Here is a 22,995-nt window from a genome sequence, read left to right as displayed (position 1 = left end):
TATCTGATGCTTGATGCGGTATCAGACGCGCTCTTAAACGTGCTCGCCGAGTACCGACACCGTCACGTCGACAACCACGTCGGTGTGCAGCGAAACCTGAATCGGGTGGTCGCCCACCGTCTTCAGCGGGCCTTCCGGCAGGCGAACTTGCGCCTTTTCAACCGCGAAGCCTTGCTTGCCCAGTGCTTCGGCGATGTCAGCGTTCGTCACCGAGCCGAACAGACGGCCGTCCACACCGGCCTTCTGGCCGATCTGAACCGTCGAACCGGCCAGCTTTTCGCCTTGAGCTTGAGCAGCAGCCAGCTTTTCAGCGGCGGTCTTTTCGAGTTCAGCGCGGCGGACTTCGAATTCGGCCAGCGCTTCCTTCGTTGCACGGCGAGCTTGCTTGTTCGGGATCAGGAAGTTACGTGCGTAACCGTCCTTGACCTTCACGATATCGCCCAGGTTGCCCAGATTGACGACTTTTTCCAGAAGAATGATTTGCATTCGGATGCTCCTTATCGCGTCGTCGGGTTAGGCCTTGTGCTGGTCGGTGTACGGCACGAGCGCGAGGAAACGTGCGCGCTTGATTGCCGTGTCCAGCTGGCGTTGATAGTGCGACTTCGTACCCGTAAGACGCGCCGGCGTGATCTTGCCGTTTTCGCCGATGAAGTCTTTCAGCGTTTCGATGTCTTTGTAGTCGATGTATTCGACGCCAGCAGCCGTGAAACGGCAAAACTTCTTACGCTTGAAGAGCGGATTTTGTTGCTGACGACGCTTGTCGAATTTCTTACCAGTCGGGCGGGGCATGTTCAGTCCTTTCCAATGTCCTGCAATGCTGTGATGTGAAATACCAGAGTTCTTGCGTTGCGGTGCTTTTTTGCCAGGAAGCCTATGAAGAGCGTTTCCACGCCCATCGGACAGCTTTCCAGCTTACCGCTCGCCTCGCCTGCGGCTACCGCCTGCATGGTCAGTTCGACTTGCCGGGCAATACCGGCTTCGACGACTTCCGTGCGGTGGTGCAACGTGCAGCTGGCAATCGGAACGCCGGCGGGGGTGTACCGCACCGGTTCGCGTTCGACGACGCTGGCTGTGAGCTGCAGCCGGTTCATGAAGCCTTTGGCAAGGGCGACGCTTGATCTGGTAGCTTAAATAGTGTGTCTTAAGCCTGCGCTTCGGACGGTTGCGTAGCAGCCGACTTCTTGGCTTCTTCGCGCTGCACTTCCTTCATCATCGGCGAAGGGCCGGTTTCGGCTTTCTTCATCTTGACGATGAGGTGACGCAGAACGGCGTCGTTGAACTTGAACGCGTGTTCCAGCTCGTCGAGCGTGGTCTGGTCGCATTCGATGTTCATGCAGACGTAGTGAGCCTTCGCGAGTTTCTCGATCATGTAGGCCAGTTGGCGACGGCCCCAGTCTTCGATACGGTGGATCTGGCCACCGTGCGACGTGATCGTGCTCTTGTAACGCTCGATCATGGCGGGCACCTGCTCGCTCTGATCGGGATGCACGATAAAGACGATTTCATAATGACGCATACACACTCCTTGTGCTGACTTTTGGATAGAAGCCACCCGGGCGTCGAACCGGTGTGGCAAGTGAGAAGCCGAAGATTGTAGCCCGATTGGGGACGGACTGCAAGACATTGCACCGTCCCGAGCTGCGATTGAGGCGTGTTTTCAACGATTTAGCATCCGCCTCGCATGCGCCGTATGAACCAACGCCGTTCAATTTTAGCTTCCATGCGCTGCGGACCGCTGCGGGCGCTTCCTCATGCAACTTCGCGGCCCGCGCCTGCAGAGGCCGCTCCAAGCCCCGGCCATGCCCGACACCGCGCCGCAGCGCCCCCGAGCACACCATTCGCATATGCTTTGAGCCTGTGTCAGCGCTAATACCCCGGCCGGTTCCAATAATCCTCGCTCGCGTAGATCTCTTTCAGATAATCGATGAAATAGCGCACCTTGGCCGGCACGTAGCGCTGCTGCGGGTAGACCGCGAGAATGTCGTAGTCGGGTAGCGCGAATTCGTCGAGCACCGTTTCCAGTTCACCGCGCGCGAGCTGCTGCTGGATTTCCCATGTGGACCGCCATCCGAGTCCGAGACCTTCGGATACCCAGCGGTGCAATAGTTCGCCGTCGTTGCAATCGAGCGTGCCGCCTACCCGCACCGTGACGAGCTTGCCGTTGCGGCGAAAATACCAGCCGCGGTTCTGGCCGCCTTGCAGATTGAATGCGAGACAGTTGTGCCGCGGCAGGTCTTCGAGCGTTTTGGGCTTGCCGTGCTGGCGAAAGTAATCGGGCGTGCCGCACACCACGCGCCGGTTCGAAGCGAGTTTCACCGCCACGAAGTTCGGATCGACCGCGCCGCCGATGCGTATGGACAGGTCATAACCCTCCCGCACCAGATCCACGACGCGGTCGGTCAGGTTGAACGACACCTGCAATTCCGGTTTGTCGGCGACAAACGCCGGCGCGAGCGGGGCGACGTGCTTGCGGCCAAACGCAGCCGGCGCCGACACGATCAGATGCCCGTTCACCGCGCGGCGTCCGGCGCTCAGTTCGTTCTCGGCCTGGTCCCATTCGGTCAACAGTCCGCGGCAACGCTCGAGAAAGGCCGCGCCGTCTTCGCTCACGACAAGCCGCCGCGTCGAGCGATACATCAGCTTCACACCGAGGCGCTTTTCGAGCGCGTCGATGCGCCGCCCGAGGATCACCGGCGACACGCCCTCCTCCAGAGCCGCGGCCGCGAGGCTACCCGCGTCCGCGACGCGCACGAAGGTTTCAATCTGCTTGAATCGATCCATGGCGGTCTCCTTGCGGACGCACGCTGCGTGTGCCCGCATTCCATACTTTTTGTTTCGAAATAAGCGACGCGGACTGATCTTATCAAACCTTTAGGTCGAGCCTAAAGTGCGTTCAAGAGCCTTATTCGCCCATTTCCAAACATTGAGGAGACATTCATGGCCAAGATGAGAGCCGTCGACGCCGCCGTGCTGGTGCTCGAAAAAGAAGGTATCGACACCGCGTTCGGCGTGCCGGGCGCAGCGATCAACCCGTTTTACTCGGCCATGCGTCGCGCGGGCAACATCAGCCACGTTCTCGCGCGCCACGTCGAGGGCGCTTCGCACATGGCCGAAGGCTATACGCGCGCGCAGCCCGGCAATATCGGCGTGTGCATCGGTACCTCAGGTCCTGCCGGCACCGACATGATCACCGGTTTGTACTCCGCTCAGGCCGACTCGATCCCTATTCTGGCTATCACCGGACAAGCGCCCCGCGCGCGCCTGTACAAAGAAGACTTCCAGGCCGTCGACATCGAATCGATTGCGAAGCCGGTCACCAAGTGGGCCGTGACCGTGCGCGAGCCGGCGCTCGTGCCGCGCGTGTTCCAGCAGGCTTTCCATCTGATGCGCTCGGGGCGTCCGGGACCCGTGCTGGTCGATTTGCCCATTGACGTGCAGCTCGCTGAAATCGAATTCGACATTGACACGTACGAACCGCTGCCGGTCTACAAGCCGAAGGCGACGCGCAAGCAGATCGAAGCCGCCCTCACCTTGCTCAACGATTCCGAGAAGCCGCTGATCGTGTCAGGCGGCGGTGTGCTGAACGCAGCCGCTGAAGATCTGCTTGTGCGCTTCGCCGAAACCGTCGGCGTGCCGGTGATCCCGACGCTGATGTCGTGGGGCGCGATTCCCGACGACCATCCGCTGATGGCCGGCATGGTCGGCCTGCAAACCTCGCACCGTTACGGCAACGCGACGATGCTCGCGTCCGACTTCGTGCTCGGTATCGGCAACCGCTGGGCGAACCGTCACACGGGCAGCATCGACGTTTATACGAAGGGCCGCAAGTTCGTGCACGTGGACATCGAGCCGACGCAAATCGGCCGCGTGTTCGGTCCGGACCTCGGCATCGTGTCGGACGCGAAGGCCGCGCTGGAACTGTTCGTCGAAGTCGCAAGCGAATGGAAAGCTGCAGGCAAGCTGAAGGATCGCAGCGCATGGGTCGCCGATTGCCAGCAACGCAAGCAGACCATGCATCGCAAGACTCACTTCGACAACGTGCCGATGAAGCCGCAGCGCGTCTACGAAGAGATGAACCAGGTGTTTGGCCGCGACACGTGCTACGTGAGCACGATCGGCCTTTCGCAGATCGCCGGCGCACAGTTTCTGCATGTCTACAAGGCACGCAACTGGATCAACTGCGGCCAGGCCGGCCCACTCGGCTGGACGATTCCGGCTGCGCTCGGCGTGCGCGCAGCAGATCCGCAACGGCCGATCGTCGCGCTCTCAGGCGACTACGACTTCCAGTTCATGATCGAAGAACTCGCCGCCGGCGCGCAATTCAAGCTGCCGTACGTGCATGTGGTCGTGAACAACTCGTACCTCGGCCTGATCCGCCAGGCGCAGCGCGCATTCGACATGGACTTCTGCGTGCAGCTCGGCTTCGAGAACATCAACTCGCCGGAAACCAACGGCTATGGCGTAGATCACGTCGCGGTAGCCGAGGGCCTCGGCTGCAAGGCGATTCGCGTGTTCAAGCCGGAGGAACTCAAGCCGGCGCTGCAAAAAGCGCAGTCGATGCTCTCCGAGTTCAACGTGCCGGTGGTCGTCGAAGTGATTCTCGAGCGCGTGACCAACATCTCGATGGGCACGGAGATCGACGCGATCAACGAGTTCGAGGAACTGGCCGTAACGCGCGAAGACGCGCCGACTGCAATCAGCATTCTCGACTGAGCTTGACAGCCGAATCGCGGGGGCGCGATTGCACGACTGCACTGCAATCGCGCTATGAAGTTTTTCAATGACCGACCAGAGAGACCTGAGCACTATGCCCAAATTCGCAGCGAATCTCACGATGCTTTTCAACGAAGTTCCGTTCCTCGACCGCTTCGCGGCCGCAGCGGACGCGGGCTTTAACGCCGTCGAATTCCTGTTTCCGTATCCGTACCGGATCGCCGAGTTGAGCGAGCGTCTTCAGCAGAACCGGTTGAAGCTCGTGCTGCACAACCTGCCCGCGGGCAACTGGGAAGCTGGCGAGCGTGGCATTGCCTGCCTGCCAGATCGCGTAACCGAGTTCCAGGAAGGCGTGGGCCGTGCGATCGAATACGCGAGCGCGCTGAAGGTGCCGCAATTGAATTGCCTCGTCGGCATTCCAACTGCGGGCGTCGATGCCGACAAGGCGCGCGCGACCATCGTCGATAACCTGCGTTTTGCATCGGGTGAATTGAAGAAGGCCGGTATCAGACTGCTAGTCGAGCCGTGCAACTCCTACGACATTCCGGGCTTCGCGTTGAATCGCTCAAGCGAAGGTCTCGACGTGATTCGCGCCGTGGGCTCGGACAATCTATTCCTGCAATACGACATCTATCACATGCAACGGATGGAAGGCGAACTCGCGGCAACGATCAAAAAGAATCTGCCGCAAATCGCGCATATCCAGCTCGCCGACAACCCGGGGCGCAACGAACCCGGCACCGGCGAAATCAACTACCCGTTCCTCTTCGACCTGCTCGACTCGATTGGCTACGACGGCTACGTCGGCTGCGAATACAAGCCGCGCACGAACACCACTGCCGGCTTGTGCTGGGTGCAGAGCGTGGCCGGGCAAAGGCGCGGCGCCGCGCACGTCGCAGCCTGAACGATGCGCTGAACACCGCATCGTGCAGACCGGGCGCGTGACGCCTCGAAAGAAGTCCCGTCAAGGGGCCGCAAACAACACTGGAAACACTGGAGATTCAGACACATGGCAAAGATCGGTTTCATCGGGCTCGGCATCATGGGCGCGCACATGGCGCGCAACCTCCTCAAGGGCGGTCACACGCTGTTCGTGAACGGCGCGTACCCGGTGCCCGACGATCTGGGCAAGAGCACAAACGTGGTGTCCAACTCGACCGCTGTCGCGCAAGCCGCCGACATCGTGATCATCATGGTGCCCGACACGCCTGACGTGGCCAACGTTCTTTTCGCCGACGACGGCGTCGCCGCCGGCCTCACGGCAGGCAAGCTCGTGATCGACATGAGTTCGATCTCGCCGCTCGATACTCAGGCGTTCGCGAAGAAGATCAATGCGCTTGGCGTCGACTATCTCGATGCGCCGGTGTCCGGCGGCGAAGTCGGTGCACGCGAGGCAACGCTCACGATCATGGTCGGCGGCCCGGAGAAAGCCTTTGCGCAGGCAAAGCCGCTCTTCGAACTGATGGGCAAGAATATCTCGCTGATCGGCGACAACGGCGCGGGACAGACGTGCAAGGTCGCAAACCAGATCATCGTGGCGCTGAACATCGAGGCGGTAGCCGAAGCGCTGCTGTTCGCATCGCGCTCGGGCGCCGACCCGGAACGTGTACGCAAGGCGTTGATGGGCGGCTTCGCTTCATCGCGCATTCTCGAAGTGCACGGCGAGCGCATGACGAAGCGCACGTTCAATCCGGGCTTCCGGATCGAACTGCATCAGAAGGATCTGAACCTCGCACTCGACGGCGCGCGCAAACTCGGCATCGCGCTGCCGCATACCGCGAGCGCACAGCAACTGTTCAGCGTATGCGCGGCGAACGGCGGCAAGGCATGGGATCACTCGGCGATGGTTCGCGCACTCGAAATCATGGCGAATTACGAAGTCGCACAAGCGCCGGATAGCGAAGCGAAAGCAGCTTGATCTTGCAGCGTTTCTTCGCGGCTTGCGAATCAGCAACAGCCACGGCCGCATGCATGGAGAAGCGTAAATAGCCCGGTAATACCGGTTGCCGCAGATGTTGCCTCGTCAACGCTACGGCAATCGCAAGTGGGGCGCCCGGTTCGTCGCGCGGCATCGCGACGGAACGGGCAAATCGTGCCGCTCTGGGCTGAGAGCGGCAAAGTGGGGTCCGCAGCGGCACCCGGCGGCGCCGGGGAAGCCTTGGTCGGTCAGACGTCGTCGTCGGGTGTCCGGCTGTCGGATTCATTCTCAGGTTTTCTCCGCCACTCACTCGCGTAGCGCGCCCTCATGCGGCGCCGGGATGCACGCACGTTTGCATTTGCTTGCAACTTCGTGCCCGCTTCCTTACCTTTCTTGACACTCCGTCACCCGCTATCTCCTACACTCGTGAGTCGTTGCATGCATCCGGGCGCGCCTGCCGCCTGACCAACGCATTCGCGTTGTGCGGCGTGTCCCGCATCGCAACGAGTGCTTAACCCGTACGCGAAGCATGCTTGCGTACCAACATGAGGAGTGTGATCGATGGGTATTCTCAGTTTTATCAAGGAAGCCGGCGAAAAATTGTTCAGCGCCGCGTCCACGACGGCCAAGGCCGAGTCCGCGCCCGCCGCACCGGACCTCGCCGCGCTGAACAAGACCGCAGGCGACGCGATCGCCACTTACATCCGCAGCCAGGGTCTGAACGCAACGAATCTGCAGGTGACCTACGACGGCACGAGCCATACGGTCACCGTATCGGGAGAAGCCGCCGACCAGCCGACCAAGGACAAGATCCTCGTGGCAGCCGGCAATGTGCAGAACGTCGACAAGGTCGACGACCAGTTGAGCGTGACTGCGCCCGCCGCGGCGCCTACGCAATTCCACACGGTGGTGCCGGGCGACAACCTGTGGAAGATCGCGGAGAAGTACTACGGCAGCGGCGCTAAAAACGACGTGATCTTCCAGGCCAATACGCCGATGCTGAAAAGTCCGGACAAGATCTATCCCGGCCAGGTGCTGGTGATTCCGGCTGCGTAATAGTTGATCGCAAATGCCCACCTTGGGCGGGCAAAAACACTGTGGTCAAACACAACGCGGCGCTCGAGGTCATTGCTCGAGCGCCGCGTTTTTCTTTGGACAACTTCCGTTGAACGCCGCGATTCGTCAATACGTATCGAACGCTTTTTGCAAAGCGACCGGTCCGGCGGCGCCTGCGGCCAACGCCACCATCAGCAACACGCGCGCCTTGTACGGATTGAGCGAGCCGGAGCTGACAAAGCCAAGTGCATCGTCGGCGGCCGCGCCGTTGCGCATCACATGCCCTGAGCCTACGCGCGACGAACGCACTACCGCGACGCCCTGCGAAGCCGCATCGGCCAGGGCCTGCGTCAGCGACGCGTGAATCGAACCATTGCCCGTGCCCGCGACGACGATGCCGCGCACGCCGGCTGTCACGAGCGCATCGACGGCAATGCGTGACACGCCGGCATAGCTTGCGACGATTTCCACATGCGGCCAGTTCGCACCGATCACGAATTCAGTGGACAACGTATGCGGACGTACGACGCTGCGCTGAAATTCGACGCGCCCGTCCTGCACCCAGCCAAGCGCCCCGACTTCGGGCGACTGGAATGCATCGACCGCATAGGTGCTCGTCTTGACCACGTCACGCGCACTGTGAATCTTGTTGTTGAATGCAACGAGAACGCCCTGTCCGCGCGCGCCGGCATTTGCCGCGACGGTCACGGCGTTCAGCAGATTCAGCGGTCCATCGGCGGACAGCGCGGACGCGGGGCGCATCGCGGCTGTCAGCACGACCGGTTTGTCGGACTTGACAGTCAGATGCAGCAGATACGCCGTTTCTTCGAGCGTATCGGTGCCATGCGTGACCACTACGCCGTCGATGTCGTCGTCAGCAAGCAGCGCGTTGATACGTTGCGCGAGCGCGGTCCACAGCGGCATCGCCATGTCCTTGCTGTCGACGCTCGCGATCTGCTCCGGCACGATGCGGGCCACCGTCGACAACGCCGGCACCACGGCCAGCAATTGCTCGACGCCTACCACGCCGGCCTGGTAGCCCGACGTATTGGTGGCGTCCGCGGCCGCGCCGGCAATCGTGCCGCCGGTGGCGAGCACGGCGATGCGCGGCAGCAACGCGGCGGCGCTGGGAGAGGAAGAAGAAGTCTGTGCGTTCATGGCGGCGATTGTAAGCGATGACGCGCCGCCGTCGCGCGCCTTTGAAGCAGCCAGAGCCGCTTTCCCCGTTAGCGCTTCACACTGCCTCGCGCAACTGCGCGGCGATTTCCGCCTCGGTCAGTTGCGGTGCGAACATCTCGATCAACCGGTATGCATATGCGCGCAAAAACGCGCCCTTGCGCAAGCCGACCCGCGTCGTGCTCGCCTCGAACAGGTGCTGCGTGTCGAGCGCGACCAGTTCGCTGTCGCGCTTCGGGTCGTAGGCCATTGCCGCGACCACGCCGATACCCATGCCGAGCTCCACATACGTCTTGATCACGTCGGCGTCGATCGCGGTCAGCACCACGTCGGGCAGCGCGCCCGCTTTCGCGAACGCCTGATCGATATGCGAGCGGCCCGTGAAGTCCTGGTCATACGTGACGATCGGGAATTCGGCGATTTCGTCCAGCGTCAGATTGGGGCGGCCAACGAGCGGATGATCCTTCGGCACGACCACGACGTGATGCCACGAATAGCATGGAAACGTGACGATGTCGGGGAAACGGTCGAGCGCTTCCGTCGAGATGCCGATATCCGCCTCGCCGTTGATGATCATCTGCGCAATCTGTTGCGGGCTGCCCTGGCGCAGCGCCAGATGCACCTTCGGGAAGACCTCGGTGAATTGACGAATCACCTTCGGCAGCGCGTAGCGTGCCTGCGTGTGCGTGGTCGCGACCACCAGATGGCCACTGTCCTGGTCCGCGTACTGACGCGCGACGCGGCGCAAATTCTCCGCGTCCAGCAGCATCCGCTCGATCAGTTGGTGCACCGCCTTGCCCGGCTCCGTGAGACCCGTGAGTCGCTTTCCGCGTCGAATGAAAATGTCGACGCCGAGTTCGTCCTCGAGATCCTTGATCTGTTTCGATACGCCCGACTGCGACGTGTAGAGCACGTTCGCCACTTCCGTCAGGTTCATGTTCTGACGCACGGCCTCGCGCACGAAGCGCAATTGCTGGAAGTTCATCTTGAAGAGTCCGGTTCAGCGAGAGTTGAGTTGTTCGAGTTATTTCAGTTCATTCGCGTTGGGTCGCATGGGTCCATGCGCTCATTGCGCCGGGAAGACCCGCAGCGCGCGCGGCACTGCCGTCACGCCGTCGCCGATCGAGAGCCGCAGCTCGCGCCATGCTTCCCGATCGAGTTCGGCTTCGAGCAGATTACCCTCGCGGCCCGCAAGCTCGACCCGCACGGAGCCGCCCAGTGTCACGACGCGCCGCACATCGACGACGATACCCTCGCGGTGCCCCGCCGCCTGCGGATACAACTGCAAATCGTGCGGACGTACATAAGCGAAAGCCGGACCGCTGAAGTCGGTGCTGATGGCGACCGGCAACGCAGCGCCGTCCACCACGAATCCGCTCGCGTCGACGTTGCCGTGCAGCCGGTTTGCCGCGCCGAGAAACTCATACACAAACGACGTTTGCGGATGGTCGTACACATCCTGCGGACTGCCGACCTGCTCCACGTGTCCACGATTGAGCACGACGATACGGTCCGCCACTTCGAGCGCCTCTTCCTGATCGTGCGTGACGAAAATCGTCGAGATATGCAGATCGTCGTGCAGACGCCGCAGCCAGCTGCGCAATTCCTTGCGGACCTTCGCATCGAGCGCGCCGAACGGTTCGTCGAGCAGCAGCACTTTCGGCTCGACGGCAAGCGCCCGAGCGAGCGCGATACGCTGCCGCTGCCCGCCCGACAGTTCCGACGGATAGCGCTGCGCGAGCCAGTCGAGTTGCACGAGCTTGAGCAACTCATGCACTTTCTCGCGGATCACCGCTTCCGACGGACGCTCCTTCCGAGGCTTCACTCGCAGCCCGAACGCTACGTTCTCGAACACCGTCATATGACGGAACAGCGCGTAATGCTGGAACACGAATCCCACTTCGCGTTCACGCGCGCCGACGGTCGCGACGTCCTGGCCCTGCAGAACGACCTGGCCGCCGTCCGCGTATTCGAGGCCTGCGATCACACGCAGCAACGTGGTCTTGCCGCACCCCGAGGGCCCGAGCAGCGCAACCAGTTCGCCCGGCGGAAAATCGAGCGAGACGTTATCGAGCGCGACGAAATCGCCGAAGCGCTTCTGCAGGTTACGTACGGTGATACCCATTACAGCTCTCCTTGCTTGAGCGGGTGTTGCTGCGAAGATTGCATGTTCAGCGACTGCGCGGTCGACGGCAAAGCGGACGGCAACGTGACGGGTCCGGCGTGCGCGGGCACGTCGCGGGCGTCCGACAGTTCCGCCGACATATGACGCTCGGCGAGCAGTTTCAGTGCGAGCGTCACGAGTGCGAGCAAGGCCAGCACCGACGCCACGGCGAACGCCGCCGAGAAGTTGTATTCGTTGTAGAGAATTTCGACGTGCAGCGGCATGGTGTCCGTCTGGCCGCGAATATGGCCCGACACGACCGACACCGCGCCGAACTCGCCCATCGCGCGGGCGTTGCACAGAATCACGCCATACAGCAGGCCCCATTTCACATTCGGCAGCGTGACGCGGCGGAAGATCTGCCAGCCGGACGCGCCGAGCACATGCGCGGCTTCCTCTTCGTCGTTGCCTTGCGCCTGCATCAGCGGGATCAGTTCGCGCGCGACGAACGGGAATGTCACGAAGATCGTTGCGAGCACAATGCCGGGTACGGCGAAGATGATCTGCACGTTATGCGCTTGCAGCCACGGACCGAACCATCCTTGCGCGCCGAACATCAACACGTAGATGAGGCCCGAGATGACGGGCGAAACCGAGAACGGCAGATCGATCAACGTGGTGAGGAGCGCCTTGCCGCGAAACTCGAACTTCGCGATGCACCACGAAGCCGCAAGGCCGAACACCAGATTGAGCGGCACGGCGATTCCCGCTGTAATCGCCGTCAGCTTGATGGCCGCCAGCGCGTCCGGATCGGCGAGCGACTCCAGATAAAAGCCAAGTCCCTTGTTCAACGCCTGATAAAACACGGCGACGAGCGGCACGACGAGAAACAGCCCGAGAAACAGCAGCGCGATGCCGGTCAGAACCCAGCGTACGAGCGGCGGTTCAGTGACCGGGTCGGGCCGGCGCGCAATGTTCAGTGGCGCACGCGGAGCCACGGCGTGCGCCTTGACGCCGTCGGCGTTATCGACGTGACCTGCTGAGTGGCGGCTCATTGCGCACCTCCGCCAATGCTTGCAACGCTCGCTGCGCCGGGCGCCGGACCTGCGTTGCCGCGGCTCGTGCGGCGCTGCAAATACCACTGCAGCGTATTGATGAAAAGCAGCATCAGGAACGAGACGACGAGCATCACGACGGCAAGCGCCGTCGCGCCGGCGTAGTCATACTGCTCGAGCTTCGTGATGATGAGGAGCGATGTGATTTCCGACTTCATCGGCACATTGCCCGCAATGAAAATGACCGAGCCGTATTCGCCCAGTGCGCGCGCGAACGCGAGCGCGAAGCCCGTGAGCAGTGCCGGCAACACCGCCGGCAACACTACGCGGCGAAACGTCAGCCAGCGCGATGCGCCGAGGCAAGCAGCAGCCTCTTCCTGCTCGCGCTCGAACTCTTCGAGCACCGGCTGCACCGTGCGCACGACGAACGGCAAACCGATAAAGGTCAGCGCGACGAGCACGCCCACCGGCGTAAAAGCGACCTTCAGACCGAGCGGCTCCAGGAACTGTCCAATCCAGCCGTTGCCCGCGTAAACGGCCGCGAGCGAAATGCCGGCCACCGACGTGGGCAGTGCGAACGGCAGATCGACCACGGCGTCGACGATGCGCTTGAACGGAAACCTGTACCGCACCAGCACCCATGCGACCAGAAAGCCGAACACCGCGTTGATCAGTGCGCCGCCGAGCGCGGAGAAGAACGTCAGCCGGTACGAGGCCAGCACGCGCGGCGAGCTGACGGCGCGCACGAATTGACTCCAGTCGAGGGTGGCTGTCTTCAGAAAAGTCGCCGCGAGCGGAATCAGCACCACGAGGCTCAGATAAGCCACCGTGATGCCGAGTGTCAGGCCGAAACCGGGCAAGGCGCTTGGTTTGCGGAAGGTCAACGTGGTCATGCTCGATACTCTTTCGGTTGATGCTCGTGTTGCCGGCCGCCTGGTCCTGATCGGCCAAAAGCGCGCCAGTGGCGCGCTCGGGAAAGTGACGCGCCCTGGCGCGTCGCGTTGCCTCGGTCTGCGCCTGCCGCGGCGCGAACCTGGGCGGTGTTACTGAGGCTGGTAGATCGAATCGAACACGCCGCCGTCGGCAAAGTGCGTCTTCTGCGCGTTGGCCCAGCCGCCGAACGAATCGTCGACCGTGTACAGCTTCAGCTTCGGAAACTTGGACGTCAGTTCGGCCGGAACCTTGTTCGAACGCGGACGGTAGAAGTTCTTCGCGGCGATTTCCTGGCCCTGCTCGCTGTACAGGAAATTCAGATACGCTTCGGCCAGCTTGCGCGTGCCATGCTTGTCGACGACCTTATCCACCACCGCCACCGGCGGCTCGGCCAGAATGCTCACGGACGGCACGACGATTTCGAACTTGTCCGGACCGAATTCCTTCAGCGACAGGAACGCCTCGTTTTCCCACGCAATCAGCACGTCGCCGATGCCGCGTTGCACGAAGCTGGTGGTCGCGCCGCGCGCTCCGGAATCGAGCACGCCGGCATTCTTGTACAGCTTGCCGACGAATTCCTTGGCCTTCTGGTCATTGCCGCCCGGCTGATGCACTGCATACGCCCATGCCGCGAGATAGTTCCAGCGCGCGCCGCCCGAGGTCTTCGGATTCGGCGTCACGATCGACACACCGGGTTTGGTCAGATCGTCCCAATCCTTGATGTGCTTTGGATTGCCCTTGCGCACCAGAAACACGATCGTCGACGTGTACGGCGACGCGTTGTCGGGCAAGCGCTTCTGCCAGCCTTTATCGATCAAACCCTTGTTCGCGATGGCGTCGATGTCATAAGCGAGCGCGAGCGTCACGACGTCGGCTTGCAAGCCGTCGAGCACCGAACGCGCCTGCGCGCCCGAGCCGCCGTGCGACTGTTTGAACGTGACGGTCTCACCGGTCTTCGCCTTCCAGTCTTTGGCGAAAGCCTGATTCACGTCCTGGTAGAGCTCGCGAGTCGGGTCGTAGGAAACATTCAGCAGCGTTGTGTCCGCGGCTTGCGCCTGGCCCGCCGCGCCGAGGACGCCGAGCGCGGCTGCCGCGCCGAACGCAAGCGCTGCGATAAGTTTTCGGCTCCTGCCTGCCCGGCCCGCTTCGTGATGGTTCATGCCAAGTTCTCCGCGTGTTGGTGCGCTGAAACAGCGTGTGTGTTGTTTTGCGTCGGGTCACGTGCACATGAGCGACTGGAGGCCAGTCTATCCAAGGGCTTTCATCATTAAAAATAATGTTTCCTCATTTTTTAATACGCAAAAGTGGTAATGACAGCCAGATAAGGCGTTGCGGCATGAAAACGGATGTCTTGACGTCGTTTTACGACGTTGTAGCGAGGGGTCGGCTCCCAAACTTAAAGTAAAGCTTGAATTGCGCCGGATACTGTATAAAAATACAGTCACCTGTTCATCCATACAGTGGCGCCATGACCAAACTCACCGCACGACAGCAGCAGGTTTTCGATCTGATCCGCCGGGCCATAGAGCGCACCGGTTTTCCGCCCACGCGTGCGGAAATCGCCGCCGAACTGGGTTTCAGTTCGGCCAACTCGGCTGAAGAGCATCTGCGGGCGCTTGCACGCAAGGGCGTGATCGAACTCGCGGCCGGCGCATCGCGCGGCATTCGCCTGCTTGCTGGCCCGGACGAGGCGCCGCATCAGTTCACGTTGCCGCACGCGAGCATCATGCAACTGTCGCTGCCGCTCATCGGCCGGGTTGCCGCCGGTAGCCCGATCCTCGCCCAGGAACATATCGCCCAACACTATGCGTGCGACCCGGCGCTCTTCTCGAGCAAGCCCGATTACCTGCTCAAGGTTCGCGGGCTGTCCATGCGCGACGCGGGTATCTTCGACGGCGATCTGCTCGCGGTGCAGAAAAGAAGCGAGGCCAAAGACGGCCAGATCATCATTGCGCGGCTTGGCGACGACGTCACGGTCAAGCGCCTGAAGCGCCGCGCGAACGGTATCGAGTTGATTGCCGAGAACCCCGATTACGAGAACATCTTCGTTGAGACAGGCAGCGCGGATTTCGCGCTGGAAGGCATCGCTGTCGGGCTGATCCGCCCGGGCGAATTCTGATAGCACGGGGTTGGCTTAGTGAGCGCCAAGCTCAGCGTCATTAGCCAACCGCTCGCCCGCTCACCGACTAAAGCAGTACTCATGTTGAACCGCCCGGAGAGACTCATGGAACGCCTTGCCCGCCTGTTGCCGTTTCGCCAGTTCGGCCGTCTGCGCCATCTGCGCAAGCTGGTGCCTTGCTCACTGATCGAAGCGTCCACGGCCGCTACCGCGTCGCTGTTCGACTCGCCCGCTCGCGGGTCCGACCTGCGGGCCGCGTTGCCGTCGTCACTGCCCGCGTTCGCCCGCGTGTCGCTGAATTCGGGGCTCAATACTGCCGAGCCCGAGCGCCGTGCGCCGGTGCGCGTGTACCACGGGCCGTCGCGGCTCATCATGGTCGGCACCGTAGACGCGGTGTGCCGCATGATTGACCGTTGCATCGCCGAGGAAACCAATGTCCACGGTGCGGTGTTCGAGTCCTGATGAGTTGTGAGGTGTGGGGCGCGTCGCTCACATGGTTTGTGTCAGCGCACGGATCGTTTCAGCGCGGTTGCGGTCCACGTTAGATCACACCTGATGGAGATTTCCGCTCGATGGCAGTTTCAACACCCAGGAAGCGCAGCGCACGTCCGCTTGCAGTCACGCTGATCGTCACGCTGATCGTGATCGCACTGATCGCGGCGTTGGGCTTCACTTATGCATCCCCGTATATCGCGCTTAATAGCCTCAAACGCGCCGCCGACGCACGTGACGCGCAGACTGTGAATCGGTACGTCGATTTTCCCGCGTTGCGCGAGAGCCTGAAGCAGCAAGTCACGGGCTTGCTGACGCGGCGGCTGGACTCACACGGAAACGGCAATCCATTGGCTGCGATCGGCGCGATGATTGGCGTCGCATTGATCGGCCCGCTCGTCGACGCGTATGCGACACCCGACGGCGTGGCTGCGCTGTTGAACGGCATGCCGCCGCGCGGCGAGCCGGGTGAGCGGCCCAACGCCGCGCCGGTTACCGGCAATCCGCCCTCTGCCAATGCGCCCGCCCCCGCATCGTCTGATGCGGACGGCAGCGCTACGGGCAATCCAAACGGCAACGCGGTTAGCAGGGCTACCCCGCCCCAACCGCCGCAAACCACGGCCGGCTATCGCGGCCTCAACGAGTTCGCCGTCACATACCAGCACGGCGCTGGGGACGCGCGTTACTCTGCCATCTTCATGCGCGAGGGCCTTTTCACGTGGAAGCTGGCGGCGGTCAATCTGAACGAGTGAGCGCCAGGCGCGGCTTGTCAGACTGAGCGCTCACACGGCCGATCAAACTGAATGCACACGCCGCCCGCTACTCCGTCCTCCGCGTTCATCCGGCCCAAAGCTCACGAGCACCCACCCGCACGAAGGCTGCATGCCTGGCGCGGGTGGCCGTGCACCCGAACCGCATTGTCACGCCGCTTCTTGCTGCTGCTCATGCGCAGAAGAGCACGCGACCAGAATGCTGCATGACACCCGGTCGAGCAGCGGTGTATTGCCAGCACCCATCCACCATCGGGACAAGCCCGTGCGGCAGCGGTGGCCCACTACCACGAGGTCGACGTGCAACTCGTTGGCAAGATTGGCGATCTCGTCGATCGGATGGCCGAACGCAAAGTGACCCTGCGCGTTGACGCCGCGCTCAGTCAGCCAGTCCACGCCCTCTTGCAGGATGTCTCGCGCAGTCTTTTCGAAGCTGCCGCACGCGACGTCCGTCAGCAGGCCCGCGCTTTGCGCAATGCTCGAGCGCATGTCCACCACCGAAAGCAGATGCGTTTCCGCCTTCAGATCCAGCGCAAGGTCGGCGCCGCAACGCAGAGCCTTGCGGCCTTCGCGCGAGCCGTCGTAGCACAGCAGGATTTTCTGGTAGCTCGCCATCGTTCTTCCCCTTTCCGCAAAAGCGCGGTCTGAATCAATCATGGTGCGCCGCAATTCAGCTTGCAAGGGATGGAAAACGCTAAGTGCGATTGCTGCGCGCCCCGGCCTTGTGCATAGGAGGCACACTCAGTGAAGACAACGCCGGATACGCCTTTGCGGCAGTGCAAGAACGCGGCGCGTGGCGTGCTCCCTAAACCGCCATTTCCCGGCTGATGACCTAGAATGAGCAGCCTTCCCGTCGATTCGCCTCTTTTGCCTGAGCCTCAATCCTATCCATGCCCGACACCGCTATCGAATTTGAGCAGGTTGAAAAAAGTTACGGCGAAAAGAAAGTTGTCGACGGACTGTCGTTTCATGTCAACGTCGGAGAGTGTTTCGGCCTGCTTGGACCGAACGGCGCCGGCAAGACCACCACATTGCGCATGCTGCTCGGCATCGCCGCACCGGACGCCGGCTCGATCCGCCTGTGCGGCGAGCCGATTCCCAGCCGGGCGCGTATCGCGCGGGCGCGCGTGGGCGTGGTGCCGCAGTTCGATAACCTCGATCCCGACTTTACCGTCCGCGAAAACCTGCTGGTGTTCGGCCGCTACTTTGGCTTGAGCGCCGCGCAATGCCGCGCGATGGTGCCGTCGCTGCTGGAATTCGCGCGGCTGGAGAGCAAGGCCGACGCGCGCGTGAGCGAACTGTCGGGCGGCATGAAGCGGCGCCTCACGCTCGCGCGGGCGCTCGTCAACGATCCCGATGTGCTGATCATGGACGAGCCCACTACCGGCCTCGACCCGCAGGCTCGGCATCTCATCTGGGAGCGACTGCGCTCGCTGCTCGCGCGTGGCAAGACGATCTTGTTGACCACCCACTTCATGGAAGAGGCCGAGCGGCTATGCGACCGGCTGTGCGTAATCGAAGAAGGACGCAAGATTGCGGAAGGCGCACCAAGGGAGCTGATCGAGTCGGAAATCGGCTGCGACGTCATCGAGATCTTCGGCCCCGATCCGCTCGCATTACGCGATGAGCTTGCACCGCTCGCACAGCGAACCGAGATCAGCGGTGAGACGCTCTTCTGTTATGTGAACGACGCCGGGCCAGTGCATGCGCGACTGAAGCAGCGAGCGGACTTGCGCTATCTGCACCGCCCGGCGAATCTCGAGGATGTGTTCCTGCGTCTCACGGGCCGCGAGATGCAGGACTGACTTCCATCGACACTGCACGAGACACGCAATGGATGCACGCACTTACCGAAGCAACGAAGCCACGCCACCCATGCAGGCCCCTTTCGCCGCGTTGCCCGCGAACGCAGTCAACTGGATCGCGGTGTGGCGCCGCAATTACCTTGTCTGGAAGAAGCTTGCGCTCGCCTCCATGTTCGGCAATCTGGCCGATCCGATGATCTATTTGTTCGGCCTCGGCTTCGGCCTCGGGCTGATGGTCGGCCGCGTCGACGGCGTGTCGTATATCGCGTTCCTCGCAGCGGGCACCGTTGCGTCCAGCGTCATGATGTCCGCGAGCTTCGAGTCGATGTATTCGGGCTTCTCGCGCATGCACGTGCAGCGCACGTGGGAAGCAATCATGCACACGCCGTTGACGCTCGGCGATATCGTGCTTGGCGAAGTGATCTGGGCGGCCAGCAAGTCGGTGCTGTCGGGCGCAGCGATCATGCTGGTGGCGGGCGCGCTTGGCTACGCCAATTTTCCGTCAGTGCTGCTCGCGTTGCCCGTGGTCGTGCTGACCGGCCTCGCGTTCGCAAGTGTCGCGATGGTCGTGACCGCGCTCGCGCCGTCGTACGACTTTTTCATGTTTTATCAAACGCTGGTGTTGACGCCGATGCTGTTGCTCTCCGGCGTGTTCTTCCCGATCTCGCAGTTGCCTGCCGCCGCGCGTGGTGCGGCCGAGGTCCTGCCGCTGGCGCACGCGGTCGATCTGATACGGCCCGCGATGCTTGGGCGCCCGCTCGACAACGCCCTGTGGCACGCGGCCGTGCTGGCGGGTTATGCGGTGGGCGGGTTTATCGTCGCTGCAGTGCTGTTCCGGCGCCGGATGATGAAGTAACTCGTGCCGCGCGGCAGAGAGGCGCGGACAATTCGAGGGCGGCTGACCGATAGGTCAGCGCCCACGAATGAAACTTGCGGCGCGACCGCGAGCTCAGTCTTCTTCGTCGGTCCAGGGAATGTCGACGTCCGAGATGAACGCGACTGTTGCAAACGGGCCGCCTTCATGACGCCCGATCTTGCCATCGGCACGCTGCCATTCCACCCGGAACATCGTGCCCGGATCGTCGGCAATCAGCCGCACGGTGCGGATCTCGTCCGGATCGGCGTCCTCGACCGGACCGTCGAGCGAAATCTGCAGTTCTTGCGGCCAGAGACCGTCGGCCGGATCGTAAATCTTGTCGCCGTCCGGAATCAATGTGAATGCTTCGACGCCGATCGTCGCCGAGGCGTCCACGATCATTTTGGCTAGCGCGCGCAGCAGCGCGGTAGCCCGCGCCGAATTCGCCTGACGGATCGCAAGGTCCCCGCGCGTCAGCGCCTGCTCGAGTTTTGGGTTTGTTTTTTGTTGCGCCATTCGATGTCCTGAGTGCTATCGCCGAGTGTGAACAGCGTGGCTGAAAACCCGCCTCCGCTGCCGATTTTCCGGGCTGCATCCTACCATTCGTGCGCGCCGCGCCACGCGCAGAAGCGCGACACGAAGGCAGGAGCCCGTCCTGCTCACCACAGTTTAGGTCGTGATTTGCCGACAGGGAGGGACATTTGCCTTTCGTTGCATGTCCCAGCGAACTCAAGGCGCCGGATTCGGCTGCAGCTGATGCAGTGCGTCGATTTCATCGAGCACTTCCCGCGACAGCTTGACGTCGACGCTCGCAATGTTCTCCTTCAACTGATCGAGCGAGGTCGCGCCAATCAGATTGCTCGTGACGAACGGCCGGCTATTGACGAAGGCAAGCGCCAACTGGGCCGGCGACATGCGATGGCGCTTTGCCAGTTCGACGTAACGCGTGGTGGCCTGGATCGCCTGGGGCTTGCTGTAGCGCTGGAAGCGCTCGAATAGCGATATGCGTGCGCCAGCCGGCCGCGCGCCGCCTTCGTACTTGCCGGACAGCCAGCCGAACGCCAGCGGCGAATACGCGAGCAGGCCGATGTTGTCGCGGTGCGCGTACTCGGAAAGCCCCACCTCGTAAGTGCGGTTGAGCAGACTGTACGGGTTCTGGATGCTGACGATACGCGGCAAGCCGAGCTTTTCCGACGCGCGCAGGAACTGCGCGACGCCCCACGGCGTTTCGTTCGACACGCCCACATGGCGCACCTTGCCCGCCTTGACGAAGTCGGCGAGCACGGAAAGCGTTTCGTCGATAGGCACGGTGTATTCGTCGTCGACCCACGGATAGGCCGGACGGCCAAACGTCATCGTATTGCGATCCGGCCAGTGCAGCTGGTACAGATCGACGTAATCCGTTTGCAGCCGCTTCAGGCTGTCGTTCAGCGCCTCAGTCAGGTTTTTACGGTCGAACTGGTTGGTCTCGCCGCGAATATGTCGCGGATTATGCGGCTGGCGCGCGGGGCCTGCGATCTTCGTAGCGAGCACGATTTTCTCGCGCGCGCTGCGATGCTTCGCGAGCCACGTGCCGATAAATCGCTCGGTCGAGCCTTGCGTCTCGGCGCGCGGCGGCACCGGATACATCTCTGCGGTATCGATCAGGTTGACGCCATGATCGAGCGCGTAGTCGATCTGAGCGTGCGCGTCGTGCTCTGTGTTCTGCTCGCCCCACGTCATGGTGCCGAGTCCGATCAGGCTGACCTGCACATCCGAATCGCCGAGTCTGCGGTATTCCATGGAAGCTTTCCTGTCAGTTGTATGAACATAAACCGCTGACGTTACCATGGCCGCGCGATGCCTGCAGCACGGCTAGAATGCCGTGCTGGCGTGCAGAGCAAGCGCGCCGCGCCCAACATTCCTTGCGCCGGTGCATCACGATGAATCCCGAACACCTCGAACTGCTGGTCACGCGTGTGATGCCCTACGGCAAGTACAAGGGTCGCCTGATCGCCGACCTGCCCGGCCATTACCTGAACTGGTTCGCGAGCCAGGGCTTTCCGCCGGGCGAGATTGGACGGCTGCTCGCGCTGATGCACGAGATCGACCACAACGGTTTGTCGTCGCTGATCGAACCTTTGCGCAAGCGCTGATGCGCTCTTCCGATCAACTGCATCGCACTATAAGGGCGGCGGCGCGCTGTTCTGTTGCAGAAGATTAACCAGGTGTTACCGCGCGATGGATGCTTCGACGCGGTTCTGGTCGCCGCATGCAGCATGCGCCTTGGAGCACCGGTGCGGCACAAGGATGCGAGGTGCGCAGCGCGCGGTGCGATCGTAATGCGCGGACACAAATGCGGCTGAACTCTCAGGCTCGCGACCTTTCTGATCCTTTATGTGAGGACGGGAGGCGATTGTGAGCAGGCTCTTTGCATCGATGGCATTGCTGGCCGTGGTAGCGGGCGTCAGCGGATGCGCAGTCGCGCCCAGCTATGACTACGCCTACGCTCAACCCTATTACCCCGCTTATGGCTACGGATATGGGACACCCTACGCGCCGGTGTACGGCACGGTCGGCATATGGGGCGGCTGGGGCGGATCGTGCTGCTACTACCACGGCGGTGGCGGACACTGGGGCGGCGGTTGGCACGGCGGACACGGCGGGTGGCATGGCGGCCACGGCGGCGGGTATAGCGGCGGGTATGGGGGATATGGCGGATCCCCGGGCGGTAGTTCGTGGAGCGGCGGCGGGCATGGCGGACGCAGCCATTGAATCAAGCGGTCGATTCGGCGACTGGGGACGACCGGGGACTTAAGGCGCCTGTCCGTGCATTCAAGCTGCTGATCGGCAAATCCAGCGAGGCGGCGCGCCGCTCGGGCACTGCCGGGGTCAATCGCCCGCATTGCGCTAAAATTGCGGTTTCGATTCAAGCCTTTGGCCGCCCCATGTCTTCAGCTAGTACTCCCAGTCCGCGCCGCGTCAGTGTCGCCCCCATGATGGACTGGACCGATCGTCATTGCCGGTCGCTTCATCGCATCATCTCGCGTCACACTTGGCTCTACACGGAAATGGTGACGACAGGCGCACTGCTGCACGGCGATGTGCCGCGCCATCTCGCTTTCACGCCCAACGAAGCGCCCGTCGCGTTGCAACTCGGCGGCAGCGAGCCTGACGATCTGGCGCGCTCGGCGAAGCTTGGCGAGCAGTGGGGCTATGACGAAATCAATCTGAATTGCGGCTGTCCATCGGAGCGTGTGCAGCGCGGCGCGTTCGGCGCGTGTCTGATGAACGAGCCGCAACTGGTCGCCGACTGCGTGAAGGCGATGCGCGACGTCGTCTCCGTGCCTGTCACGGTCAAACATCGAATCGGCGTGGATGCCGTCGAGGATTACGGCTTCGTTCGCGACTTCGTCGGGACGATCGCGGATGCCGGCTGCAACGTCTTTATCGTCCACGCGCGTAACGCGATTCTCAAAGGGCTGAGCCCGAAAGAGAACCGCGAGATCCCTCCACTCAAGTACGACTACGCGTATCAATTGAAGCGCGACTTTCCGCAACTGGAAATCATCATCAACGGTGGGATCAAGACGCTTGACGAAGTGCAGACACATCTCGCACACGTCGACGGCGTGATGCTCGGGCGGGAGGCGTACCACAATCCGTATCTGCTGGCCGATGTGGACGCGCGCTTTTACGGGTCCACCGAAGCGCCGCCCACGCGCGAGCAGGTCGAGGCGAAGCTCATCGAATATTGCGCAGCCGAGATGGCCCGCGGCACTTACCTTGGTGCGATCACTCGTCACGCACTCGGCCTCTATCGAGGCGAAGCGGGTGCGCGCGGCTGGCGCCGCGTGCTCTCCGACAGCAAGCGCCTGGCCGCGCGCGACCTCGCTATCTTTAATGAGGCGAGACAACATCTGCGTGAGCCAGCCGAAATTTTTGAATAAAGGACTAGGCAAACGCGGAACGTGTTCGTATAATCTCGTTTCTTCGTTGGCGAGTCAGGTTTTCCGGCA

General features: G+C 62.2%; 26 protein-coding genes. 12 read left to right on the top strand and 14 right to left on the bottom strand.

Annotated features, from left to right (window positions below; genetic code table 11):
- Positions 1-33: 33 nt before the first annotated feature.
- From rplI to OH764_RS06820, 5 genes are all read right to left on the bottom strand, one after another.
- Complete coding sequence (rplI, locus tag OH764_RS06840; protein ID WP_020065809.1) at positions 34-486, bottom strand: 50S ribosomal protein L9; 453 nt, start codon at positions 484-486, stop codon at positions 34-36.
- A 27-nt stretch (positions 487-513) separates the two neighbouring features.
- Positions 514-789: a 30S ribosomal protein S18 gene (gene rpsR / locus OH764_RS06835; protein ID WP_006048825.1), complete on the bottom strand. Its 276-nt coding sequence runs from the start codon at positions 787-789 to the stop codon at positions 514-516.
- A gap of 2 nt (positions 790-791) precedes the next feature.
- Positions 792-1,091, bottom strand: a complete 300-nt coding sequence (gene priB / locus OH764_RS06830; protein WP_498848495.1) for a primosomal replication protein N — start codon at positions 1,089-1,091, stop codon at positions 792-794.
- Positions 1,092-1,141: 50 nt separating this feature from the next.
- Entirely contained in the window at positions 1,142-1,516 is a 375-nt protein-coding gene (rpsF, locus tag OH764_RS06825) for a 30S ribosomal protein S6 (RefSeq protein WP_006048823.1), read from the bottom strand.
- Positions 1,517-1,866: 350 nt separating this feature from the next.
- Entirely contained in the window at positions 1,867-2,781 is a 915-nt protein-coding gene (locus OH764_RS06820; RefSeq protein WP_020065807.1) for a LysR family transcriptional regulator, read from the bottom strand.
- A 156-nt stretch (positions 2,782-2,937) separates the two neighbouring features.
- Here OH764_RS06820 and gcl point away from each other — a divergent pair, with 156 nt between their 5' ends.
- The 4 genes from gcl to lysM all read left to right on the top strand — a co-directional run bounded on the left by gcl (position 2,938) and on the right by lysM (position 7,687).
- Positions 2,938-4,713, top strand: coding sequence for a glyoxylate carboligase (gene gcl / locus OH764_RS06815; RefSeq protein WP_087750964.1), 1,776 nt, complete (start codon positions 2,938-2,940; stop codon positions 4,711-4,713).
- Between the two features lie 94 nt (positions 4,714-4,807).
- A complete protein-coding gene (hyi, locus tag OH764_RS06810; protein WP_498848770.1) occupies positions 4,808-5,617 on the top strand; it encodes a hydroxypyruvate isomerase family protein in 810 nt (269 codons plus the stop codon).
- 105 nt (positions 5,618-5,722) lie between these two features.
- Positions 5,723-6,631, top strand: a complete 909-nt coding sequence (locus OH764_RS06805) for an HIBADH family dehydrogenase (protein WP_498848494.1) — start codon at positions 5,723-5,725, stop codon at positions 6,629-6,631.
- 561 nt (positions 6,632-7,192) lie between these two features.
- The gene (lysM, locus tag OH764_RS06800) at positions 7,193-7,687 is read left to right on the top strand and encodes a peptidoglycan-binding protein LysM (RefSeq protein ID WP_088174593.1); all 495 of its coding nucleotides are present in this window, start codon (positions 7,193-7,195) and stop codon (positions 7,685-7,687) included.
- Positions 7,688-7,813: 126 nt separating this feature from the next.
- Here lysM and OH764_RS06795 read toward each other — a convergent pair whose 3' ends face one another.
- From OH764_RS06795 to OH764_RS06770, 6 genes are all read right to left on the bottom strand, one after another.
- On the bottom strand, positions 7,814-8,845 hold the full coding sequence (locus tag OH764_RS06795) for an asparaginase (RefSeq protein ID WP_498848493.1): 1,032 nt from the start codon (positions 8,843-8,845) through the stop codon (positions 7,814-7,816).
- Positions 8,846-8,921: 76 nt separating this feature from the next.
- The gene (locus tag OH764_RS06790) at positions 8,922-9,848 is read right to left on the bottom strand and encodes a CysB family HTH-type transcriptional regulator (RefSeq protein WP_020065801.1); all 927 of its coding nucleotides are present in this window, start codon (positions 9,846-9,848) and stop codon (positions 8,922-8,924) included.
- Between the two features lie 81 nt (positions 9,849-9,929).
- Complete coding sequence (locus OH764_RS06785; protein ID WP_498848492.1) at positions 9,930-10,988, bottom strand: sulfate/molybdate ABC transporter ATP-binding protein; 1,059 nt, start codon at positions 10,986-10,988, stop codon at positions 9,930-9,932.
- The gene (gene cysW, locus OH764_RS06780; protein WP_498848491.1) at positions 10,988-12,022 is read right to left on the bottom strand and encodes a sulfate ABC transporter permease; all 1,035 of its coding nucleotides are present in this window, start codon (positions 12,020-12,022) and stop codon (positions 10,988-10,990) included. The genes OH764_RS06785 and cysW overlap by 1 nt, the downstream gene beginning before the upstream one ends.
- On the bottom strand, positions 12,019-12,915 hold the full coding sequence (gene cysT / locus OH764_RS06775) for a sulfate ABC transporter permease subunit CysT (protein ID WP_020065798.1): 897 nt from the start codon (positions 12,913-12,915) through the stop codon (positions 12,019-12,021). Before cysT ends, cysW begins: the two co-directional genes overlap by 4 nt.
- A gap of 150 nt (positions 12,916-13,065) precedes the next feature.
- Complete coding sequence (locus OH764_RS06770) at positions 13,066-14,115, bottom strand: sulfate ABC transporter substrate-binding protein (RefSeq protein WP_498848490.1); 1,050 nt, start codon at positions 14,113-14,115, stop codon at positions 13,066-13,068.
- Between the two features lie 308 nt (positions 14,116-14,423).
- Here OH764_RS06770 and lexA point away from each other — a divergent pair, with 308 nt between their 5' ends.
- The 3 genes from lexA to OH764_RS06755 all read left to right on the top strand — a co-directional run bounded on the left by lexA (position 14,424) and on the right by OH764_RS06755 (position 16,318).
- Complete coding sequence (gene lexA, locus OH764_RS06765) at positions 14,424-15,074, top strand: transcriptional repressor LexA (RefSeq protein WP_027775193.1); 651 nt, start codon at positions 14,424-14,426, stop codon at positions 15,072-15,074.
- A gap of 105 nt (positions 15,075-15,179) precedes the next feature.
- Positions 15,180-15,536, top strand: coding sequence for a hypothetical protein (locus tag OH764_RS06760; protein WP_498848489.1), 357 nt, complete (start codon positions 15,180-15,182; stop codon positions 15,534-15,536).
- Positions 15,537-15,646: 110 nt separating this feature from the next.
- The gene (locus OH764_RS06755; protein WP_498848488.1) at positions 15,647-16,318 is read left to right on the top strand and encodes a DUF2939 domain-containing protein; all 672 of its coding nucleotides are present in this window, start codon (positions 15,647-15,649) and stop codon (positions 16,316-16,318) included.
- A 168-nt stretch (positions 16,319-16,486) separates the two neighbouring features.
- Here the strand turns inward: OH764_RS06755 and OH764_RS06750 are convergent, their stop codons facing one another.
- Entirely contained in the window at positions 16,487-16,951 is a 465-nt protein-coding gene (locus tag OH764_RS06750) for a universal stress protein (RefSeq protein WP_498848487.1), read from the bottom strand.
- Between the two features lie 275 nt (positions 16,952-17,226).
- Here OH764_RS06750 and nodI point away from each other — a divergent pair, with 275 nt between their 5' ends.
- Both nodI and OH764_RS06740 read left to right on the top strand, forming a co-directional pair.
- Complete coding sequence (nodI, locus tag OH764_RS06745; RefSeq protein ID WP_498848486.1) at positions 17,227-18,141, top strand: nodulation factor ABC transporter ATP-binding protein NodI; 915 nt, start codon at positions 17,227-17,229, stop codon at positions 18,139-18,141.
- Between the two features lie 28 nt (positions 18,142-18,169).
- Complete coding sequence (locus tag OH764_RS06740) at positions 18,170-18,997, top strand: ABC-2 transporter permease (RefSeq protein ID WP_498848485.1); 828 nt, start codon at positions 18,170-18,172, stop codon at positions 18,995-18,997.
- A 93-nt stretch (positions 18,998-19,090) separates the two neighbouring features.
- On the opposite strand, the gene OH764_RS06735 is transcribed toward OH764_RS06740, so the two are convergent.
- Positions 19,091-19,513 carry a hypothetical protein gene (locus OH764_RS06735; protein WP_020065791.1) on the bottom strand — a complete coding sequence of 141 codons (423 nt, stop codon included), beginning with the start codon at positions 19,511-19,513 and terminating at the stop codon, positions 19,091-19,093.
- Positions 19,514-19,726: 213 nt separating this feature from the next.
- Positions 19,727-20,779 (bottom strand): aldo/keto reductase, encoded by a 1,053-nt coding sequence (locus OH764_RS06730; RefSeq protein WP_498848484.1) that lies wholly within the window; start codon positions 20,777-20,779, stop codon positions 19,727-19,729.
- Between the two features lie 140 nt (positions 20,780-20,919).
- Between OH764_RS06730 and OH764_RS06725 the strand changes: the two genes are divergently transcribed.
- From OH764_RS06725 to dusA, 3 genes are all read left to right on the top strand, one after another.
- On the top strand, positions 20,920-21,132 hold the full coding sequence (locus OH764_RS06725; protein ID WP_006048800.1) for a DUF3820 family protein: 213 nt from the start codon (positions 20,920-20,922) through the stop codon (positions 21,130-21,132).
- A gap of 262 nt (positions 21,133-21,394) precedes the next feature.
- Positions 21,395-21,751: a hypothetical protein gene (locus OH764_RS06720; protein ID WP_498848483.1), complete on the top strand. Its 357-nt coding sequence runs from the start codon at positions 21,395-21,397 to the stop codon at positions 21,749-21,751.
- Between the two features lie 173 nt (positions 21,752-21,924).
- Positions 21,925-22,926 (top strand): tRNA dihydrouridine(20/20a) synthase DusA, encoded by a 1,002-nt coding sequence (gene dusA, locus OH764_RS06715; protein WP_498848482.1) that lies wholly within the window; start codon positions 21,925-21,927, stop codon positions 22,924-22,926.
- Positions 22,927-22,995: the final 69 nt, after the last annotated feature.

It is taken from the genome of Burkholderia sp. M6-3 (assembly GCF_050858985.1).
GTDB lineage: Bacteria > Pseudomonadota > Gammaproteobacteria > Burkholderiales > Burkholderiaceae > Paraburkholderia > Paraburkholderia caledonica.
This window is presented reverse-complemented; position numbering and strand designations above follow the sequence as displayed.

Excerpts from the sequence above, each read along its gene's own strand:
- rplI (WP_020065809.1), bottom strand. The coding sequence starts at position 486 with ATGCAAATCATTCTTCTGGAAAAAGTCGTCAATCTGGGCAACCTGGGC.
- rpsR (WP_006048825.1), bottom strand. The coding sequence starts at position 789 with ATGCCCCGCCCGACTGGTAAGAAATTCGACAAGCGTCGTCAGCAACAA.
- priB (WP_498848495.1), bottom strand. The coding sequence starts at position 1,091 with ATGAACCGGCTGCAGCTCACAGCCAGCGTCGTCGAACGCGAACCGGTG.
- rpsF (WP_006048823.1), bottom strand. The coding sequence starts at position 1,516 with ATGCGTCATTATGAAATCGTCTTTATCGTGCATCCCGATCAGAGCGAG.
- OH764_RS06820 (WP_020065807.1), bottom strand. The coding sequence starts at position 2,781 with ATGGATCGATTCAAGCAGATTGAAACCTTCGTGCGCGTCGCGGACGCG.
- gcl (WP_087750964.1), top strand. The coding sequence starts at position 2,938 with ATGGCCAAGATGAGAGCCGTCGACGCCGCCGTGCTGGTGCTCGAAAAA.
- hyi (WP_498848770.1), top strand. The coding sequence starts at position 4,808 with ATGCCCAAATTCGCAGCGAATCTCACGATGCTTTTCAACGAAGTTCCG.
- OH764_RS06805 (WP_498848494.1), top strand. The coding sequence starts at position 5,723 with ATGGCAAAGATCGGTTTCATCGGGCTCGGCATCATGGGCGCGCACATG.
- lysM (WP_088174593.1), top strand. The coding sequence starts at position 7,193 with ATGGGTATTCTCAGTTTTATCAAGGAAGCCGGCGAAAAATTGTTCAGC.
- OH764_RS06795 (WP_498848493.1), bottom strand. The coding sequence starts at position 8,845 with ATGAACGCACAGACTTCTTCTTCCTCTCCCAGCGCCGCCGCGTTGCTG.
- OH764_RS06790 (WP_020065801.1), bottom strand. The coding sequence starts at position 9,848 with ATGAACTTCCAGCAATTGCGCTTCGTGCGCGAGGCCGTGCGTCAGAAC.
- OH764_RS06785 (WP_498848492.1), bottom strand. The coding sequence starts at position 10,988 with ATGGGTATCACCGTACGTAACCTGCAGAAGCGCTTCGGCGATTTCGTC.
- cysW (WP_498848491.1), bottom strand. The coding sequence starts at position 12,022 with ATGAGCCGCCACTCAGCAGGTCACGTCGATAACGCCGACGGCGTCAAG.
- cysT (WP_020065798.1), bottom strand. The coding sequence starts at position 12,915 with ATGACCACGTTGACCTTCCGCAAACCAAGCGCCTTGCCCGGTTTCGGC.
- OH764_RS06770 (WP_498848490.1), bottom strand. The coding sequence starts at position 14,115 with ATGAACCATCACGAAGCGGGCCGGGCAGGCAGGAGCCGAAAACTTATC.
- lexA (WP_027775193.1), top strand. The coding sequence starts at position 14,424 with ATGACCAAACTCACCGCACGACAGCAGCAGGTTTTCGATCTGATCCGC.
- OH764_RS06760 (WP_498848489.1), top strand. The coding sequence starts at position 15,180 with ATGGAACGCCTTGCCCGCCTGTTGCCGTTTCGCCAGTTCGGCCGTCTG.
- OH764_RS06755 (WP_498848488.1), top strand. The coding sequence starts at position 15,647 with ATGGCAGTTTCAACACCCAGGAAGCGCAGCGCACGTCCGCTTGCAGTC.
- OH764_RS06750 (WP_498848487.1), bottom strand. The coding sequence starts at position 16,951 with ATGGCGAGCTACCAGAAAATCCTGCTGTGCTACGACGGCTCGCGCGAA.
- nodI (WP_498848486.1), top strand. The coding sequence starts at position 17,227 with ATGCCCGACACCGCTATCGAATTTGAGCAGGTTGAAAAAAGTTACGGC.
- OH764_RS06740 (WP_498848485.1), top strand. The coding sequence starts at position 18,170 with ATGGATGCACGCACTTACCGAAGCAACGAAGCCACGCCACCCATGCAG.
- OH764_RS06735 (WP_020065791.1), bottom strand. The coding sequence starts at position 19,513 with ATGGCGCAACAAAAAACAAACCCAAAACTCGAGCAGGCGCTGACGCGC.
- OH764_RS06730 (WP_498848484.1), bottom strand. The coding sequence starts at position 20,779 with ATGGAATACCGCAGACTCGGCGATTCGGATGTGCAGGTCAGCCTGATC.
- OH764_RS06725 (WP_006048800.1), top strand. The coding sequence starts at position 20,920 with ATGAATCCCGAACACCTCGAACTGCTGGTCACGCGTGTGATGCCCTAC.
- dusA (WP_498848482.1), top strand. The coding sequence starts at position 21,925 with ATGTCTTCAGCTAGTACTCCCAGTCCGCGCCGCGTCAGTGTCGCCCCC.